Origin of the sequence: Dactylosporangium sucinum (genome assembly GCF_014647515.1) — a bacterium.
In the GTDB taxonomy this organism is placed as follows: domain Bacteria; phylum Actinomycetota; class Actinomycetes; order Mycobacteriales; family Micromonosporaceae; genus Dactylosporangium; species Dactylosporangium sucinum.
Genome location: NZ_BMPI01000003.1, coordinates 260,229 through 279,024 on the forward strand (window position 1 = coordinate 260,229; position 18,796 = coordinate 279,024).

Annotated in this window: 15 protein-coding genes and 1 riboswitch; of the genes, 6 read left to right on the plus strand and 9 right to left on the minus strand. The window is 74.4% G+C overall.

Annotated elements, in window-relative coordinates:
• Window positions 1–22 precede the first annotated feature (22 nt).
• From IEZ31_RS03885 to IEZ31_RS03900, 4 genes are all read right to left on the minus strand, one after another.
• A complete protein-coding gene (locus IEZ31_RS03885; protein ID WP_229834132.1) occupies window positions 23–1,222 on the minus strand; it encodes an MFS transporter in 1,200 nt (399 codons plus the stop codon).
• 34 nt (window positions 1,223–1,256) lie between these two features.
• Entirely contained in the window at window positions 1,257–2,780 is a 1,524-nt protein-coding gene (locus tag IEZ31_RS03890) for a precorrin-2 C(20)-methyltransferase (RefSeq protein WP_190248296.1), read from the minus strand.
• Window positions 2,777–3,394, minus strand: a complete 618-nt coding sequence (locus tag IEZ31_RS03895; protein WP_190248374.1) for a precorrin-8X methylmutase — start codon at window positions 3,392–3,394, stop codon at window positions 2,777–2,779. The genes IEZ31_RS03890 and IEZ31_RS03895 overlap by 4 nt, the downstream gene beginning before the upstream one ends.
• Before the next feature lie 98 nt (window positions 3,395–3,492).
• Complete coding sequence (locus IEZ31_RS03900; protein WP_229834134.1) at window positions 3,493–4,557, minus strand: ferredoxin-like domain-containing protein; 1,065 nt, start codon at window positions 4,555–4,557, stop codon at window positions 3,493–3,495.
• A gap of 47 nt (window positions 4,558–4,604) precedes the next feature.
• A riboswitch (cobalamin riboswitch) is annotated at window positions 4,605–4,780 on the plus strand.
• A 39-nt stretch (window positions 4,781–4,819) separates the two neighbouring features.
• Between IEZ31_RS03900 and cobN the strand changes: the two genes are divergently transcribed.
• Window positions 4,820–8,374, plus strand: coding sequence for a cobaltochelatase subunit CobN (cobN, locus tag IEZ31_RS03905; protein ID WP_190248297.1), 3,555 nt, complete (start codon window positions 4,820–4,822; stop codon window positions 8,372–8,374).
• Window positions 8,375–8,417: 43 nt separating this feature from the next.
• Here cobN and IEZ31_RS03910 read toward each other — a convergent pair whose 3' ends face one another.
• Both IEZ31_RS03910 and IEZ31_RS03915 read right to left on the minus strand, forming a co-directional pair.
• On the minus strand, window positions 8,418–9,248 hold the full coding sequence (locus tag IEZ31_RS03910; RefSeq protein ID WP_190248298.1) for a PHP domain-containing protein: 831 nt from the start codon (window positions 9,246–9,248) through the stop codon (window positions 8,418–8,420).
• A 49-nt stretch (window positions 9,249–9,297) separates the two neighbouring features.
• Complete coding sequence (locus IEZ31_RS03915) at window positions 9,298–10,080, minus strand: class I SAM-dependent methyltransferase (RefSeq protein ID WP_373294494.1); 783 nt, start codon at window positions 10,078–10,080, stop codon at window positions 9,298–9,300.
• An 86-nt stretch (window positions 10,081–10,166) separates the two neighbouring features.
• Between IEZ31_RS03915 and IEZ31_RS03920 the strand changes: the two genes are divergently transcribed.
• The 3 genes from IEZ31_RS03920 to IEZ31_RS03930 all read left to right on the plus strand — a co-directional run bounded on the left by IEZ31_RS03920 (window position 10,167) and on the right by IEZ31_RS03930 (window position 12,964).
• On the plus strand, window positions 10,167–11,405 hold the full coding sequence (locus tag IEZ31_RS03920) for an MFS transporter (RefSeq protein WP_190248300.1): 1,239 nt from the start codon (window positions 10,167–10,169) through the stop codon (window positions 11,403–11,405).
• 69 nt (window positions 11,406–11,474) lie between these two features.
• On the plus strand, window positions 11,475–12,062 hold the full coding sequence (locus tag IEZ31_RS03925) for a cysteine hydrolase family protein (protein ID WP_190248301.1): 588 nt from the start codon (window positions 11,475–11,477) through the stop codon (window positions 12,060–12,062).
• A complete protein-coding gene (locus IEZ31_RS03930; protein WP_190248302.1) occupies window positions 12,059–12,964 on the plus strand; it encodes a GlxA family transcriptional regulator in 906 nt (301 codons plus the stop codon). The genes IEZ31_RS03925 and IEZ31_RS03930 overlap by 4 nt, the downstream gene beginning before the upstream one ends.
• Before the next feature lie 533 nt (window positions 12,965–13,497).
• Here the strand turns inward: IEZ31_RS03930 and IEZ31_RS03935 are convergent.
• Window positions 13,498–13,866 (minus strand): STAS domain-containing protein, encoded by a 369-nt coding sequence (locus tag IEZ31_RS03935; RefSeq protein WP_190248303.1) that lies wholly within the window; start codon window positions 13,864–13,866, stop codon window positions 13,498–13,500.
• Between the two features lie 187 nt (window positions 13,867–14,053).
• Entirely contained in the window at window positions 14,054–14,689 is a 636-nt protein-coding gene (locus IEZ31_RS03940; RefSeq protein WP_190248376.1) for an alpha-ketoglutarate-dependent dioxygenase AlkB, read from the minus strand.
• A 93-nt stretch (window positions 14,690–14,782) separates the two neighbouring features.
• Here IEZ31_RS03940 and IEZ31_RS03945 point away from each other — a divergent pair, with 93 nt between their 5' ends.
• Window positions 14,783–15,976 carry a cytochrome P450 gene (locus IEZ31_RS03945; protein WP_229834135.1) on the plus strand — a complete coding sequence of 398 codons (1,194 nt, stop codon included), beginning with the start codon at window positions 14,783–14,785 and terminating at the stop codon, window positions 15,974–15,976.
• On the opposite strand, the gene IEZ31_RS03950 is transcribed toward IEZ31_RS03945, so the two are convergent.
• Entirely contained in the window at window positions 15,973–17,247 is a 1,275-nt protein-coding gene (locus IEZ31_RS03950; protein WP_190248304.1) for an ROK family transcriptional regulator, read from the minus strand. The genes IEZ31_RS03945 and IEZ31_RS03950 overlap by 4 nt on opposite strands.
• Window positions 17,248–17,744: 497 nt before the next feature.
• Between IEZ31_RS03950 and IEZ31_RS56060 the strand changes: the two genes are divergently transcribed.
• Window positions 17,745–18,796: galactose-binding domain-containing protein (locus tag IEZ31_RS56060; protein WP_229834136.1), on the plus strand; the 1,052-nt coding region annotated here is incomplete at its 3' end.

Genomic DNA, 18,796 nt, shown 5'->3' on the forward strand with positions numbered 1-18,796 from the left:
GAACCCGGGCGCCGGCCGGCGGCTACCGCCCGATGACCGTGCGGGCGCCCGCCACCACCGCGGCGCCCGCGCCGAGCACCAGCGCCAGCCCGGCCAGCCCGGCCCCGAGCGTCGCCGCGGCGGCAACGGCGCCGACCAGCAGCGGGCCGCCCGCGTCGCCGAGCTCCCGGCCGACCTCGGCGGCGCCCATCGTCTGCCCCAGCCGCTCCTGCGGCGTGCTCGCGGCCAGGTGCGCGAACCCCAGCGGCGTCACCACCCCGGTGCCGGCCCCGACCGCGACCGCCGCCACCACGAGCCCGGCGACGCCGACGGCCCCGGCCAGCCCGTCACCGCCGCTGACCGCGGCGATCGCCAGCCCGGCGGCGGCCAGGACCAGCCCCGCCGCCATGCCCGGGCCGTCGCCGATACGGCCGGCGTCCCGGGCCCGGCCGGCCCACGGCTGCACCAGCGCGGCGACCGCCGCCAGCAGCGACACCACCGCCCCGGTCACCAGCGGCGGCAGCCCGTCCCGGGCCCCGGCCACCGGCAGGAACCCCACCCCGACGCTCAGCGCCGCGGTCGCCCCGGCGAGCGCCACGGTCGGGCGGACGAAGCCCGCGGCGGTCAGCCGGCGCACGAGGTCGGCCACCGTCTGGCGGGACTTGGGCAGCGGCGGCGCGGCCGGCACCGCGACCGCGGCCCAGCCCGCCACGGCGACGGCGAGGACGGCGAGGGTGGTGAACAGCAGCCCGTACCCGCCGACGGTGACCAGGACCCCGCCGAGCAGCGGGCCGGTCGTGTACCCGAGGCCCTTCCACGCGCCGTAGCTGCCGAACGCCCGCCCGTGCCGCGCGCCCGGCTGCAGCCGCGCGACCAGCGCACCGGCCGCGGGGGAGAACGCCGCGGCGGCCGCGCCCTGGCCCAGCCGGGCCACGCCGACCAGCCCGGCGTCGCCGGCGACCACGAACGCGGCCGAGGCGGCGGCGAAGGCGAGCAGCCCGCCGAGCAGGACCGGCCGCGGCCCGACCCGGTCGGCGAGCGCGCCGAAGACCGGCTTGAGCAGGACCTCCGCGCCGTCGTACACGGCCAGCAGCAGCCCCAGCGTGAGCAGCGACGCGTGCCCGGACTGGGTGAACCCGCCGAGGCTCGCGGCCACGCTGTGCGCGCCGAACGCCGTGACGAACCCGGCCGCGAACAGCGGCACCAGGCGTGCCCGCGGCGCCGGTCCGGACGCCACGCCCACGGGCCACCTCCTCCAAACGTCGGTCCGCCGCTCCTTACTCGCTCCCGGGGTACCGCCGGGGAGTCCACACCACCGGAGGCTCCCCGTCCCGCTCCAGGACCCGCGTCTGGGACGAGCCGACGATGAGCAGCGTGCGCATGTCGACCTCGGCCGGGTCCAGGCCGGCCAGGCGCACCACGCGCACCCGCTCGCCGGGGCCGCCGACGTCGCGGCCGAGGACGACCGGGGTGTCGGGGGAGCGGTGGGCGAGCAGCAGGTCGCGGGCCTCGGCCACCTGCCAGGTGCGGCTGCGCGAGCCCGGGTTGTAGATCGCGATCACCAGGTCGGCCTGGGCCGCGGCGGTCAGCCGTCGGGCGATGACGTCCCACGGCTTGAGCCGGTCCGACAGCGACAGCACGCAGAAGTCGTGGCCGAGCGGCGCGCCCACCCGGCTCGCCACCGCCTGGGCCGCGGTCAGCCCGGGCAGCACCCGCACCGGCACGTCCTTCCAGCGCGGCTCGGCGGCCACCTCCAGCACGGCGGCGGCCATCGCGAACACGCCCGGGTCGCCCGACGACACCACCGCGACCCGGCGGCCGGACCGGGCCAGGGCCAGGGCGAACTCGGCCCGCTCGGCCTCGACCCGGTTGTCGGAGGCGTGCCGGCGCTGGCGCGGGTTGGCCGGGACGCGGTCGAGGTACGGGCCGTAGCCGACGAGGTCGTCGGCCGCCTCGACGGCGGCGAGGGCTTCCGGGGTGAGCCAGTCCCGCCCGGCGGGGCCGAGCCCGACGACGACGACGTCACCGCACGTGCCGGACGCAACCGGCGCATCGGCGACGTCCGACACCTGCGGTGCGGCGTGCAGGCGGCTCGGCACGAGCGCCAGCGAGAAATAGGGCACCGTCGGCGGATCGACATCGGCGAGCGGCAGTATCCGCTGGCGCGACGTGGTCGCCCGCTCGACGTACCAGGCCTCCGAGAGCCGCCCGGAGCGATCCAGGGCGTCGCGGACCGCCGCGAACGTGCGGCCCAGCTTCATCACCGCCGCCGAGTCGGTCGCCTCCAGCCGCGCCGCCAGCTCGTCGGCCGGGAGCGTGCCGGGCAGCACGGTGAGCACCTCGTCGCGCTCGACCAGGGGCCGGCCCAGCACCGCGGAGGCGCCCGCGACCGACGTGACGCCGGGCACGACCTCGGACGGGTACCGGTGCGCGAGCCGCTTGTGCATGTGCATGTACGAGCCGTAGAAGAACGGGTCGCCCTCGCACAGGACGACGACGTCGCGGCCGGCGTCGAGGTGCGCGGCGAGGCGGGCCGCCCAGGCGTCGTAGTGCTCCTCGATGACCCCGCGGTAGTCGCCGGTCTCCTCGGTCGTCACCGGGTAGACGAGGGCCTCCTCGATCTGGCCGGCGTGCAGGTGCCCGGCCGCGATCGAGCGGGCGATGCTGCGGCCGTGGCGGGCGCTGTGGTACGCCACGACCGGGGCGGCCGCGATCAGCCGCGCCGCCTTGACCGTCATCAGCTCCGGGTCGCCCGGGCCGAGGCCGACGCCGTAGAGCCGCCCGCTGTCCACCGTGGTCATTCCTTCTCGTCCGCGATCGCGTTGACGGCGGCTGCCGCCATCGCGCTGCCGCCGCGCCGGCCGTGCACGACCAGGTGCTCGAGGCCCGAGCCGGCGAGCGCGACCTTCGACTCGGCGGCGCCGATGAAGCCGACCGGGATGCCGAGGACGGCGGCCGGCCGGGGCGCGCCCGCGGCGACGAGCTCCAGCAGCCGGAACAGGGCCGTGGGCGCGTTGCCGATGGCGACGACCGCGCCGTCCAGCAGCGGGCCCCAGAGGTCGAGGGCGGCCGCGCTGCGTGTGGTGCCGAGCCGCGCGGCGAGCGACGGCACGCGCGGGTCGCGCAGGGTGCACACGACGTCGTTGGCGCGGGGGAGCCGGGCGCGGGTCACGCCGGCGGCGACCATCTCGGCGTCGCAGAGGATCGGCGCGCCGTCGCGCAGCGCCTGCCGGGCCCGGGCCACGACGCCGGGGGAGTGGGCGACGTCCCGCGGGAGGTCGACCATGCCGCAGGCGTGGATCATGCGGACCGCCACCTGGGCCACGTCGGCCGGCAGCGCGGACAGGTCGGCCTCGGCGCGGATCGTGGCGAACGAGCGGCGGTAGATCTCGGCCCCGTCACGCACGTAGTCGATCACGCCGGCCGCCGGGAGCGGCACATCGCCCGTCCCGCCGCCTGCCGGGAGCGGCACGTCGCCGGTCACGCCGTCCGCCGGGAGCCGCACGTCGTCGGTCACGGCGCCACCCGCCGGTAGCCGGAACCCGTCGCGATCATCTCCACGTGCCTTCCCTTCGGCGCCCCGCAGCGCCGCTCGCAACCCACCCAGTGCACCGGCAGCGTTCCCGCCCCGGCACCGAGAGACTCCCGGGCGTCCGCGCGCACGTCGGCCAATGCCTTGGCGCAGCCGGGCCGGCCGGCGCAGGCCGTGACGCCGATCCACGGCGACGCCGGGTCGCTGGAGAGCCCGACGGCGGCCAGACGCTCAGCTTCCGCCATCGGCAGCCGGTGTACCGCCAGAGTCCGCCACGGCGTGACAATGATCTCTCCGGCGACGTCCGCCAGGACCTCGGACTGGGCCGGCGTGAGCAGCCCCAGCGGCACGACGACCACCACCGCCGATGCGCAGACCCCAACGGGCGTCGGTTGCGGGGGCAGCTCCAGCGATCGACCGGCGTCGGTGCCGAGCCGCGCCGCCACCCGCGCCGGCCCGTCGGTCAGCTCGCCCAGCCGCCACGCCTGCGAGCCCTGCGCGGCCCGCTCGTCCAGGAACGCCTCGCAGGCCCGGATCAGCAGCTCAGCACCCCCGCGCAGCGCCGTCGGGCGGCCGCCGAGCAGCAGCCGGTCGCCCAGCAGCCCGACGTCCCCGCCGAGCCCGGTCACGTCGCCGCGCCCGTCGTCGATCGTCACCAGGAAGCGTCCAGGCAGATCGACCAACGTCGACGACGAGCACAACAGCGCGTCGAACGCCGCCACGACCGGCCGCACCGCGGTGCTCAGCGGCGAGGCGATGATGTTGCGCACCCGCTCGTGCGCCTCCGACGGCAGCAGCCCGGCCTCGTGCAGCCGCCGCGCCAGCATCGCCGGTGCGCCCGGTCGCAGCGCCCTGACCTGGATGTTCCCCCGTGAGGTCAGCTCCAGCACCGGGTCACCCAGATCGAGCGCCGCCGATCGCAGCACCCGCAGCTGGGCGGCCGTCAGCAACCCGCCCGGCAGCCGGACGCGGGCCAGGCCGCCGTCGGCCGCGGCGTGCACCTGCACGGCGCCCGGGCAGCGGTCGGGAGCGTCACGTCCGTGCACGGGCCGGATACTACCTGCGCTTGACGGGGGCGAGCCGGGTCGAGGAGAGTTGGCGGTGCTGTAACGGCGACGTGTGGAGGAAGCCGGTGGAAGTCCGGCGCGGTCCCGCCACTGTGACCGGGGAGCGAGCCTCCAGCGCAAGGCCACCGGGCGCCAGCCCGGGAAGGCCGGAGGCGAGCGCCGATCCGGGAGCCAGGAGACTCTCCGCCGCCGGACCCATCCCGACACACTTGGGGCGCGGACCCCGAGGGAGGACCCCGGCGTGATCCTGCTGCTGTCCACGTCCGACACCGACCTGCTCAGCGCGCGGGCCAGCGGCGCCGCCTACCGGCTGGCCAACCCGTCCCGCACCGCCTTCGCCGACCTGCCCGAGCTGCTCGACGGGGCCGACCTCGTCGTCGTGCGCATCCTCGGCGGCTACCGCGACTGGGAGGACGGCCTCGACGCGCTGCTGGCGACCGGCACGCCGGTGGTGGTCCTCGGCGGCGAGCAGGCCCCCGACGCCGAGCTCATGCGCCACTCGACGGTCCCGGCCGGCCTGGCCGCGGAGGCCCACGCCTACCTGGCCTACGGCGGCGCCGCCAACCTGGCCGAGCTGCACCGGTTCCTCAGCGACACGATCCTGCTCGACGGCAACGGCTTCGCGCCCCCGGTCGAGACGCCCGCGTGGGGAGTGGCCGCGCGCGACGAGAAGCCGGGCCCCACCGTCGGCGTCATCTACTACCGCGCTCACCACGTCGCCGGGAACACCGCGTTCGTCGGCGCGCTGTGCGACGCGATCGAGGCCGAGGGCGGCCGCGCCCTGCCGGTCTTCGCCTCCTCGCTGCGCACCGCGCCGGCCGAGTTGCTGGCGACCCTCCGGCAGGCCGACGCCCTGGTCGTCACCGTGCTCGCCGCGGGCGGCACCCGTCCGGCCGAGGCGCAGGCCGGGGGCGCCGACGAGGCGTGGGACGTCGGCGCCCTGGCCGCGCTCGACGTGCCGATCCTGCAGGGCCTCTGCCTCACCGGCAGCCGCGACACCTGGGACGGCAGCGACGACGGGCTGTCCCCGCTCGACACCGCCACCCAGGTCGCGATCCCCGAGTTCGACGGCCGCATCATCACGGTCCCCTTCTCGTTCAAGGAGATCGACGCCGACGGCCTCACGGTGTACGTCGCCGATCCGGAACGTGCGCAAAGGGTCGCGGGCATCGCCGTCGCGCACGCCCGCCTGCGCCACGTGCCGCCGGGCGACAAGCGCGTCGTGGTCATGCTGAGCGCCTACCCGACGAAGCACGCGCGCATCGGCAACGCGGTCGGCCTCGACACCCCCGCGAGCGTCGTGCGGTTGCTCGCCGAGATGCGCCTCCAGGGGTACCGCATGGGCCAAGGCTTCCCGGAGGACGGCGACGCGCTGATGCACGCGCTCATCGCCGCCGGCGGGCAGGACGTCAACTGGCTGACCGAGGAGCAGCTGCAGGGCAACCCGGTGCGCATCTCCGCCGCAAGCTACCGCGCCTGGTTCGAGACGCTGCCATCGGCGTTGCGCGAGGAGATGGAGCGGCACTGGGGGCCGGCGCCCGGCGAGCTGTTCGTCGACCGCTCGCGCGACCCCGACGGCGAGATCGTCCTGGCGGCGCTGCGCGAGGGCAACGTCGTGGTGATGGTCCAGCCGCCGCGCGGGTTCGGCGAAAATCCGGTCGCCATCTACCACGACCCCGACCTCCCGCCGAGCCACCACTACCTGGCCGCCTACCGCTGGATCGCCGGCGACTTCGGCGCCCACGCGGTCGTGCACGTCGGCAAGCACGGCAACCTGGAGTGGCTGCCCGGCAAGACCGTCGGCCTGTCGGCCGCCTGCGGCGCCGACGCGGCCATCGGCAACCTGCCGCTCGTCTACCCGTTCCTGGTCAACGACCCCGGCGAGGGCACCCAGGCCAAGCGGCGCGCCCACGCGACGCTCGTCGACCACCTCATCCCGCCGATGGCCCGCGCCGACACCTACGGCGACATCGCCCGCCTGGAGCAGCTGCTCGACGAGCACGCCACGATCGCCGCCCTCGACCCGGCCAAGCTGCCGGCCATCCGGGCCCAGATCTGGACCCTCATCCAGGCCGCCCGCCTCGACCACGACCTGGGCCTCGACGACCGGCCGCACGACGCCGAGTTCGACGACTTCCTGCTGCACGTCGACGGCTGGCTCTGCGAGGTCAAGGACGTGCAGATCCGCGACGGCCTGCACGTGCTGGGCCTGGCTCCGGCCGGCGAGGCCCGGGTCGACCTGGTCCTGGCGATGCTCCGCGCCCGCCAGATGTGGGGCGGCCAAATGGCTCTGCCCGGGCTGCGCGAGGCGCTCGGGATGTCCGAGACCTCCACCGACCGCGCCTCCACCGACGACTTCGAGACGCGGGCCCGCGCGCTCGTGTCGGCGATGGAGGCCCGTGGCTGGGACCCGGCCGCCGCATCGGACGTCTCGGATGTTCCCGACGTGGTGGGCGTGCTGCGGTTCGCCGCCGAGGAGATCGTGCCCCGGCTGGCCCGCACCACCGACGAGCTCACGATGGTCCTGCACGCGCTCGCCGGCGGATACGTGCCGGCCGGCCCCAGCGGCTCCCCGCTGCGCGGCCTCATCAACGTGCTGCCGACGGGCCGGAACTTCTACTCGGTCGACCCGAAGGCGGTCCCCAGCCGGCTGGCCTGGGAGACCGGCCAGGCCATGGCCGACTCCCTCCTGGCCCGGTATCGGGCCGACAACGGCGACTGGCCGCGGTCCGTCGGCCTGTCGATGTGGGGCACCAGCGCGATGCGCACCGCGGGTGACGACATCGCCGAGGCCCTCGCGCTGCTGGGCGTGCGCCCGGTGTGGGACGACGCGTCGCGCCGCGTCGTGGACCTGGCGCCGGTCGACCTGGCCGAGCTCGGACGCCCGCGCATCGACGTCACGATGCGCATCAGCGGCTTCTTCCGCGACGCGTTCCCGCACGTGGTGGCCCTGCTCGACGACGCCGTGCGGCTGGTGGCCGGCCTCGACGAGGACCCGGCCGACAACTACGTGCGCGCCCACGTCGGCGAGGCGCTCGCCGAGCACGGCGACGAGCGGCGGGCGGCGCTGCGCATCTTCGGGTCCAAGCCGGGCGCCTACGGGGCCGGCATCCTCCCGCTCATCGACAGCCGGAACTGGCGCGACGACAAGGACCTGGCCGAGGTCTACGCGGTGTGGGGCGGCTACGCCTACGGCCGCGGCGTCGACGGGCTGCCGGCCCGCGGGGACATGGAGCAGGCGTACCGCCGGATCTCCGTCGCCGTCAAGAACACCGACACCCGCGAGCACGACATCGCCGACTCCGACGACTACTTCCAGTACCACGGCGGCATGGTCGCCACGGTCCGCGCCCTGACCGGCCGGGCGCCCGCGGCCTACGTCGGCGACAGCACCAACCCGAGCGCCGTGCGCACCCGCACGCTGAGCGAGGAGACCGCCCGCGTCTTCCGGGCCCGGGTGGTCAACCCGCGCTGGCTCGCGGCGATGCGCCGGCACGGCTACAAGGGCGCGTTCGAGCTGGCGGCCACCGTCGACTACCTGTTCGGCTTCGACGCGACGGCCGGCGTGGTGGCCGACTGGATGTACGAGAAGCTCGCCGAGTCCTACGTCTTCGACCCGGAGACCCGCAAGTTCCTCGACGAGTCGAACCCGTGGGCGCTGCACGGCATCACCGAGCGGCTCCTGGAGGCGGCCGACCGCGGCCTGTGGGAGCACCCTTCGCCGGAGACGCTGGACGGGCTGCGGCAGGCCTACCTGGAGACCGAGGGCGACCTCGAGGCGGGCCCGGAGGACTAGGCTTCGTCCTCGACCGGCTGCTGGACTCGGCCGCGCTGGTCGCCTAGCGGCTGACCAGCCAGTGGTCCCACGGGTGGCGGCCGGCGCCGAAGCCCGCCGCCTCGGCCAGCGCCGCGGCCTCGGCGAAGCCGGCGGCCACCAGGTCGGGGCGGTGGGCGTCGCTGCCGAAGCTCACCGCCCGGCCGCCCGACTCGCGCCACCAGCGCAGCACGAGCGGCTCGACCGTCCGGCGGGTGTTGACCTCGAGGGCCCGCCCGGTGCCGGCCAGGGCCCGCAGGACCGCGCGCAGCTCCTCCTCGAAGTCGGCCGGCCGGAACGGGTGGGTGGCCGGGAGGTAGCGGACCGGGTAGTCCCAGTGGGTCAGCGCCTCGAACGCGTCGCAGGTCTCGATGAGCCGGATCGTCTCGGCGAAGTAGTCGCGCAGCACGTCGGCGACGGGGCGCAGCAGGTACTCGTCCTCGACCAGCCGGTACCGCCCGTCGACCAGCAGCGAGTGCAGGGAGCCGATGACCCGCTCGAACGGCGCCGACGCGAGCAGGGTCGCGGTCTCCCCGGCGAACCAATGCGGCTCGCCGAGCTCGACGCCGGAGATGATCTTCAGGGTCGGGTACTTCACGCGGCACCGGTCGATCGCCTCCAGGTAACCCGTCACGTCGAGCGGTGGCGGTACCAGCGCGGTGTCGTCCGCCAGGTGGCGGGTGAACCGGTCGGGCAGCCCGGCCCGGTCGACCGTCCACGAGATGAAGTCGGTGTGCTCCGTGAACGCGATCGCGGGCAGCCCCAGCTCGACCGCCCGCGCGCACGACCCGGCCATGTCGCCGGTGGCGGTGTCCCAGGAGAACTCGGTGTGCGTGTGCAGGTCCGCGGGCAGCATGCCGCGCATGGTGTCACGGCCGGGTTCCGCGCCCGGCCGTGACCCGCGCTCATGAGGTGATGGCCACCAGGATCTCGCCGTGCAGGATCGACAGCCAGCCGTCCTCGGCCGCCGTCCAGGCGCGCCAGCCGTCCGCGAGGCGCTCCAGCTCCGCTTCCGGGACGCCGCTGTCCAGAGCCTGCGCGGCCATCGCCGAGGAGCGGACGCGATCCGCCCACATGCCGCCCCACCAGGCGCGGTCCTCGTCGTTCGCGAAGCACCAGGTGCTCGACGTCGCCGTCACGCCGGACAGGCCGGCCGCGCGGGCCCAGGACAGCAGGCGCCGGCCGGCGTCGGGCTCGCCGCCGTTGGCGCGGGCCATCCGCTGGTACAGCGACATCCAGTCGTCCAGCGCCGGGATCCGCGGGAACCAGGTGAACGCCGCGTAGTCGCTGTCGCGGGCCGCCACGAAGCCGCCCGGCCGGCACACGCGGGCCATCTCGCGCAGCGCGAGCACCGGGTCGGCGACGTGCTGCAGCACCTGGTGGGCGTGGACGACGTCGAACGAGTCGTCGGGGAACGGCAGGTCGTGGACGTCGCCGACGACGAAGTCCACGGTGGCCACGTGCCCGGCGCCGGCGCGGGTCACGTCGAGGGCGGCGTCGGTGGCCTCCAGGGCGGTGACCCGGCCGACCCGCCCGGCCAGGTCGGCCGTGATCGTGCCGGGGCCCGCGCCGACGTCGAGCAGGTGCTGGCCGGGCCGCAGGACGGGCAGCAGGTAGGCGGCGGAGTTCTCGGCGGTGCGCCAGCGGTGGGAGCGCAGGACCGACTCGTGGTGCCCGTGGGTGTACACGTTGCTTGGCATGTCCCACAGGCTAGTATCGCAATCCTGAATTACGGGATTAGCTTCCCGTATCATGGAACCAGTAAGATCGCCCGGTGACCAAGGTGAAGGCCTCGCTGCTGGTGCTGGCCTATTTCGCGTTCATCAGCCTGGGCCTGCCCGACGGGCTGCTCGGCGTCGGCTGGCCGTCGATCGCCACGACGTTCGACGTGCCGACGGCCTCGGTGGCGTACCTGCTGATCGCCTCCACCACCGGCTACCTGAGCTCCAGCGTCGCCGCCGGCTTCCTGCTCAGCCGGATCGGCGTCGGCTGGCTGCTGGCCGTGAGCACCGCGATGGCCGGGCTGGCCCTCGCCGGGTACGGGGTCGCGCCCAGCCTCTGGTTCCTCATCCCGTGCGCGCTGCTCGGCGGCCTGGGCGGCGGCGCCATCGACGCTGGCCTGAACGCGTACGCGGCGACCGAGTTCGGCCCGCGGCACATGAACTGGCTGCACGCCTGCTTCGGGCTCGGCGTCGCGATCGGGCCGCTCATCATGACCGGCGTCATCGAGGCCGGCGCCGTCTGGCGGCTCGGCTACGCGATCGTCTCGACGGCGCAGCTCGCGCTCGCCCTGTCGTTCGTGCTCAACGCCAAGCGCTGGGGCCGCACCCCGCTGCCCGCCGAGTCGGTGAAGCCGGCGACGGGTGGCGTGCTGGCCCGGCCGGCCGTGTGGCTGAGCGTGATCGCGTTCGCCGTGTACGTCGCCGTCGAGGCCGGCGCCGGCCTGTGGGCGTTCCTCCTGCTCACCCGCGGGCGCGGGCTCGACGCGGGCGTCGCCGGCCTGTGCGTGTCCGGCTACTGGGCGATGCTGTTCCTCGGCCGGGTCGTCCAGGGCGTCGTGGCCGAGCGCTTCGGCAGCCACGCCGTGCTCGTGGCCAGCCTGAGCGGGATGGCGCTCGGCTCGGCGCTGGTCGCGGTGCCCGGCTCCGGCTGGCTGGCGGTCGCCGGGCTGGCGCTCATCGGGTTCGCGGCGGCACCCGTGTTCCCGCTGCTCACCCTGACGACGTCGGAGCGGGTCGGCGCCGGGCTGGCGGACCGGGTGATCGGCCTGCAGATCGCCGCCGCGGGCCTCGGGGGTGCCTTGGTACCGAGCGCGATCGGCGTCCTGCTCACCCGCACGACGGTCGAGGCGCTGGGCCCCGCCCTGCTCGTCCTGTCGCTGCTCCTGATCGCGCTGTGGTGGCTGTCCACACCCCGCCGTTCGGATGACCGGTCCGGAGCGCAGCGGAGGGGCCGGGCACCATTGGCTCAGTCCGGAGGGGAGCGCGGCCGGAGCGAAGCGGAGGTCGCGTGACCGGATCGGTCCGGCGGACGGCCGGCCGGTGCCTGGCGCCGCGCCCGTTCCGGCCGCAGGATCGGAGGTATGAGAAGCGCGCTGATCGTCATCGACATCCAGGAGTCCTTCCGGCAGCGGCCCAGCTGGGCGGCCTGCTCCAACCCCGGCATCGTCGACGCGGTGAACCCGCTGATCGACGACGCCCGCCGCCGCGGCGACCTGGTCGTCTGGGTGCTGCACCACGAGCCCGGCACCGGCAACGTCTTCGACCCCGACGCCGGCCACGACTACGTGCGGTTCATGGACGGCCTGTCGCCCCTGGCCGGCGAGCCGGTGCTCGCCAAGACCTCGGCCAACGCGTTCACCACGACCGGCCTGGCCCAGCTGCTCACCACCGAGGGCGTCCGGCACCTCATCGTGACCGGCATCCAGACCGAGCTGTGCTGCGAGACGACCACCCGGGTGGCCGGCGACCTGGGCTACGAGGTCACCTACGTCACCGAGGCGACCGCGACGTTCCCGATCGCGCACCGCGACGACCGGGGCCGCCCCTACGAGGAGATCCTCGCCAGCCCCCGCACCCTGTCGACCGCCGACATCATCGCCCGCACCGAGTACGCGCTGGACGGCCGGTTCGCGACGGTCGCGACGATCAAGGAGGTCCTCGCCCGGTGAGGGTCGTCTTCCTGCTCGTGCCGCAGCTGCACCTGCTGGACCTGGCCGGCCCGGCCCAGGTCTTCTCGACGGTCCGCGACTTCGGCCTCGGGTACAGCCTGCACTACGTCGCCGAGCAGGAGGACGTGCCCACCGCGCAGGACGTGCCGCTGCGGGCCGAGATCGCCTGGCCGGACCTCGGCCCGGACGACCTGATCCTGGTGCCGGGCTGGCGCGGCAGCCGCCTCGGCGTCCACGGCCTGCTGTCCGGATCGACCCGCCGCCGGCTGGCCGCCCACCACGCCGCCGGGGGCACGGTCGCGAGCGTCTGCGCCGGCGCCGACGCGCTCGGCCAGGCCGGCCTCCTCGACGGCCGCCGCTGCACCACCCACCACGACCTGCAGGACCACCTGGCCGCTCGCTATCCCGGGGCCCGCGTCCTGCGCGACGTCCTGTACGTCATCGACGAGCGCGTGGTGACCTCGGCCGGCATCGCGAGCGGCATCGACCTGGCCCTGCACCTGGTGGCCACCCGCCACGGCCCGGCGGTCGCGGCCCGCGTGGCGCGGGAGATGGTGGTCTATGCTCGGCGGAACGGCGACGAGCGGCAGGACAGCGCCATGCTCCGCCACCGCGCGCACCTCTCGGACGTGGTGCACCGCGTGCAGGACCTCATCGACGGCCGCTTCACCGAACGCCTCCCACTGCGCGACCTGGCCTCCTCGGCGGGGGTGAGCGAGCGCACGCTGACGCGGGCGTTCGGCGAGGCGACGGGGCTGACACCGTTGCGGTATCAGCAGATGCTGCGCCTGGAGCGGGCCGAGCACCTGATCGGCCACGGCGCGACGGTGGAGGCGGCCGCCCGCGCAGCGGGCTTCGAGGACGCGCGGATGCTCCGGCGACTCCGCTCCCGCGCCGCCTGACCCTCGCTCGCAGATCGCGTCGGCGCCGAGGACCTCCCCGGCCGCGTGCGCCAGGCCGGCCACGACGCTCGAGCGCGACGTTGCGGTCACCCACACCAGCAGGTCCACCCGGCGTTCGCGCCACCACCGGTGGGCGAGATCGGCCGCGAGCTGGGTCTTGCCGACCCCACCCAGCCCCACCACGACCTGACCCACGACCACCGACCCACCAGCACCGGCCACGGCCTCGGCCAGCAGCGCATCGGCCGGACGGGCCTGCCGGCAGTCCGCCAACGGCGGGAGCACCCCGACCAGGTGCGGCCACCACACAGTGCTCAGGCCGCCGGGATCCGGGCCGGAGAAAGGTGTCGCGCCGGACGTTGCTGCCACCGACCTGGGCACCCCTCACAGCGGGTCGAGGACTGACGCCAGTCACGGTAGGCGACAACAGACACACCGGCAGCCCGGTTCCGGGTCGGATGAGGGCCGCGGTGCTTGCGGCGGGGCGGCCGGCAAAGCTCCGGAGCGGCCGCGGTGGCCGGGGGCGGCGCCCGTCAGGCGGACTTCGGTGGGGCCCAGTCCGGGGCGGACAGGATCTCCAGCAGGCCGAGGAGGCTCAGGACCCGGCGGACGTTCGGGCCAGGGTTGGTGATCCACAGGTCGCTGTGGTTGCCGCGCGCGTGCGCCCGGGCCGCGACCAGCTTGCCGATGCCCGTCGAGTCGATGAAGGTCACGAGGCTGAGGTCGACCTCGACCGCGGTGGCGCGGACGTCGTCGATGGCGCGGTGCAGGACCGTGCGGAGATCGGCGACGTTCTCCATCGTGATCTCGCCGGCGACCCGGACGCGGATCGCCTGGTTGGGCAAGGGGTCGACCGTGATGTGCAACTCCGGGAACACTGCGAAGCGATCGACCTGGCTCATCGGGCTCACCTTCTCACGATCCGAGCCGCTCTCACGATACGGGCTCCCGACCGGGGAGTCACGCATCGATGGATCGCCCGGTCGGGCGACCCCACAAGGATCACGACCGAGAGCGGCCGAGAGCGGCCGAGAGCGGCCGAGAGCGGCCCGGGGCAGATCGCGAGCGGATCAGAGCGATCGGGGTCGATCAGGCGACCCCGACCGGGCGGAACTGCACGCTGACCCGCGGCCCGACCGGCCGCGCGGTCTTCGGGATCGCGTGCTCCCACGTGCGCTGACAGGAGCCGCCCATGACGACCAGATCGCCGTGGCCGAGCGGGAAGCGCAGGCTCTCGCCGCCGCCGCGCGGGCGCAGCAGCAGCGCGCGCGGCGAGCCGAACGACACGATCGCCACCATCGTGTCGAAGCGTGCGCCGCGGCCGATCGTGTCGCCGTGCCAGGCGACGCTGTCGCGGCCGTCGCGATAGAGGCACATGCCCGCGCTGACGAACGGCTCGCCGAGCTCCTCGACGTAGTGCGCGGTCAGGCGGCGGCGCGCCTCGGTCAGCAGGGGGTGGGGGAGGAGCTCGCCCTCGCCATACCACCGCAGCAGGCGCGGGACGTCGACCACGCCGTCATACATCCGGCGGCGCTCGGCCCGCCAGTCGACGTCGTCGAGCAGGGTCTGCAGGACCGCGTCGCTGCCGAGCACCCAGCCGGGCAGATGGTCGACCCAGGCTCCGCGGCTCAGCTCGTGCCGCACCACGTGCCCGTCGAGCGGCCCGAGCGACGGGCCCGCCGCGACGGCGGTGTCGAACATCGAGGGCTGATACGCCAGGTCCATCATGCCCTCCACTCTACACGACATTCGAACACGCGTACGACGAACACGCGTACGGCGAACGCGCCCGAGCGAAGGGCCACGTATCGTTGGGGTGTGACGTCGATCGATGACAGCGCGCGCAAGATCGACCGGGGCGGCACCGCCGTCGGCTGCCCCGTGACGCTCGGCGAGGACGGGGTCTGGCGCGTCACCGGGCACGCGGCCGGGCGGGCGGTGCTGCGCAGCACCGACACCGTGCAGGCCGGCCTCGGGGTGGAGACCGTCGAGAAGCTGCCGGCCCGCATCCGGCGGCCCGTGCTGTTCCGGGACGGCCCCGAGCACCGCGAGCACCGCCGCCAGACGGCGCGCTTCTTCACGCCGCGCCGCGTCGACGAGCACTACCGCGACGCCATGGTCCGCATCACCGAGGAGCAGCTGGCGACCCTGCGCCGCGACGGCACCGCCGACCTCTCCGGGCTCAGCTTCCGGCTCGCCGTCGAGGTCGCCTCCGCGGTCGTGGGCCTGACCGAGAGCCGGCCCGGGCTCGACCGGCGGCTGGAGCGGTTCTTCCCCGAGAAGTTCGGCAAGCCGGGCTTCACGAGCATCGAGGGCCTGCGCTGGTTCTTCAAGCAGAACCGGCAGTTCCTCGAGATCTACCTCAAGGATGTCCGCCCCGCGGTGCGGGCCCGCCGCCGGCAGCGCCGCGACGACCTGATCTCGCACCTCATCGACGAGGGGTGCCGCGACGGGGAGATCCTCGGCGAGGTCATCACGTTCGCGGCGGCGGGCATGATCACGACTCGCGAGTTCATCAACCTGGCCGCCTGGCACATGTTCACGGACGACGGGCTGCGCCGGCGGTACCGCGAGGCCGCCGAACCCGAGCGCTTCGCGATCCTGCACGAGCTGCTGCGGCTGGAGCCGGTGGTCGGCAACCTCAAGCGCCGCACCACGGCCGAGCTGCGGCTGCCCGGCGGCGACGAGACGGTGACGGTCCCGGCCGGCGCGCTGGTCGACGTCGCCGTGAGCACCGCCAACCTCGATCCGGCCGCGATGGGCGAGCGCCCGGCCGAGGTCTGCCCGGCCCGCCCCGTGGACAGCGGCGTGGCGCCGGCCGGGCTGTCGTTCGGCGACGGCCCGCACCGCTGCCCGGGCGCGCACGTCGCGATCCAGGAGGCGGACATCTTCCTGACCCGGCTCCTGGCGCTGCCGGGCGTGCGGATGGTCCGGGCGCCCAGGGTGGCGATCAAGCCGGACATCTCCGGGTACGAACTGCGCGGCCTGACGGTGGCGGCGGAACGGGGCTAGCGAACGCCCGCCAGCACGACCGCCGCCGGGTCGTCGATCATGCGCTCCACGACCACCCCGGCGCCGCCGCGGGCCGCGGCCGTGAAGCCGAGGTGCGACGCCACGAAGTGGCAGCGGGCGGCGGTCGAGGCGACGGCCAGCCGGGCCAGGTTCGCCTGCGCCGACGGGATGAGGTGGTCGGCGAGCTCGGCGAAGTACCCACCGAGCACGATCACCCGCGGGTTGAACAGGTTGACCAGGATCGCACCGCCGTGGCCGAGCCACGAGCCGACCTCGGCGACCGCCGCGGCCACGCCCGGGTCGCCGCCCGCGAGCCGCCGTGCGATCTCGGCCACGCGCTCCTGCGGGTCGGGAATCGGGCCGTCGCCGATGCCGTAGGCGGCGTCGGGCGTCGCCCGGCGGACCAGCTCGGCCAGCCCGACCTTGGTCTCCCAGCAGCCGACCCGGCCGCAGCCGCAGCGGTCGCCGCCCGGCTCGACGGGCAGGTGGCCGACCTCGCCGGAGAAGCCGTCGGCGCCGCGCAGCAGCCGGCCGTTGACGATCACGCCACCGCCGACGCCGACCTCGCCGGTGAGGTACACCAGGTCGTCCGTGCCGGCCGCGACGCCCCACGTGTACTCGGCCAGCGCGGCCAGGTTGGCGTCGTTGTCGACGCCGATCCACAGCTCGGGCGACAGCCCGTGGGCGAGCCGGGTGGCGACGGGCACGTCGTGCCAGTCGAGGTTCGGCGCCAGGACCACCACGCCGCGCGACACGTCGACCAGCCCGGGCACGGCGACCGTCAGGCCGACGGGCGTGACGCCGCGGCGCACCAGCTCGGCGAGCGAGCGCCGGGCGGCCTCGGTGAGGTCGTCGAGGCAGCGCTCGACGTCGCGGCCCTGGGCGTCGAAGCTGATCCGCTTCTCGATGACGGTGCGGCCGGTGAGGTCGCTGCCGTGCACGGCCAGGTAGTCGACGTTGATCTCGATGCCGATCGCGCCGACGTCGGGGCTGAGCGCGATGCCGCGGCCGGGCCGGCCGGCGCTGCCCGAGTGTTCGGGGCCGATCTCGCGGACCAGCCGCCGGTCGAGCAGCTCGTCGACGAGGCTCGACACGGTCGCCTTGTGCAGCCCGGTCGCGGCGGCGATCGCCGCGCGGGACCGCGGGCCGTTCTGCCGGATGTGCCGCAGCGTGCGGGAGAGGTTGGCGCGCCGCAGGGCGAGCTGGTCCGTCGGTTCGGCGGCGGACCCCGCGCCGACCCGCTCCTTGCTCACCGTCGCCTTGGTCACCATCGAGGCCCCTCCCCCGGAAGCTGCGGCGCCGGCGTCATCGACGCGCCTCATTCGTCGGTCAGTCCGACGAATCAACCACGAAACAGTCCGGCAACACCAGACCCTCGGGCAACGAATCAGGAACGTTTCGAAACTGTGCGCGCTCACGGTGGAGGACCGCTCACGATCAAACGCAAGAAGCGCACGGGATGCGACAGAACCACATACCTAGGTCAATAGGCTTCCGGGCGGGCATCGACGCGCCTTTTTGGCCGGAGCCGTTGACGCGACGGCCGCAAGTCTGCAACATTTGGCGCACAGCTGTGCAAGATTCCTACAAGCGATCGTCAGACTTTCGCTACCGTCCGCAACTCGACCACAGCAGGACCTGCCGAGACGCCGACCGCACCGCCAACCGGTCCCCGTTTCCACAGGCGGCCACCGCCAACGCCGCGACCTGCCAACCCCCACACCCCGCTCGCAGGACGAGACAAAGGAACCCGATGAGGAACAGGCACGTGACGCGAAGGGTGCTGTCGGCGCTCGCCGTCGCCGCCCTGGTCGCGATGACGGCGCAGGCGGTGCCCGCGCATGCCGCGGGAGGGCCGAACCTCTCCAGCGGCCGGCCCGCGACGTCGAGCAGCACCAACGGCGCCAACGGCATCGGCAACATCAACGACGGCAACCAGGCGACGTACTGGGAGAGCGCCAACAACAGCTTCCCGCAGTGGGCGCAGATCGACCTCGGCAGCGCCCGCAACATCGACCAGATCAAGCTGAAGCTGCCGAACGACGCCGCCTGGCAGACCCGCACCCAGACGCTGTCGGTGCAGGGCAGCCTCGACGGCAGCGGCTTCAACACGATCGTCGGCTCGACCGGCTACGTGTTCAACCCGGCCTCCCAGAACACGGTCACCATCAACTTCACGGCGACCAGCACGCGGTACGTCCGGCTCAACATCACGGCGAACACCGGCTGGCCGGCCGCGCAGGTCTCCGAGTTCGAGATCTACGGCGTCTCCACGTCCGGCACCAACCTGGCCGCCGGCAAGACGTTCTCGTCGAGCACCAGCAACGGCCAGTACGTCGCCTCCAACGGCGGCGACGGGGACCAGAACTCCTACTGGGAGAGCTCGGGCGCGTTCCCGCAGTGGCTGCAGGTCGACCTCGGCTCGGCGGTGCCGGTCAACTCGGTCAACCTGATGCTCCCCGCCAGCTGGGGCGCCCGCACCGAGACGCTCGCCATCCAGGGCAGCACGAACGGCACCACCTTCTCCGACATCGTGACCTCCACGGGGTACAACTTCGCCCCGGGCTCCGGCAACACGGTGTCGATCCCGTTCACCCAGACGACGACCCGCTACGTGCGGATCAACATCTCGGCGAACACCGGCTGGCCGGCGGCGCAGATCTCCGAGCTTGAGGTCTACGGGCCGAGCACCGGTGACACCCAGGCCCCGACGGCGCCGGGGAACCTCGCGTACACCCAGCCCGCCAGCGGCCAGATCCGCCTGACGTGGAACGCCTCCACCGACAACGTGGGCGTCACGGGGTACGACATCTACGCCAA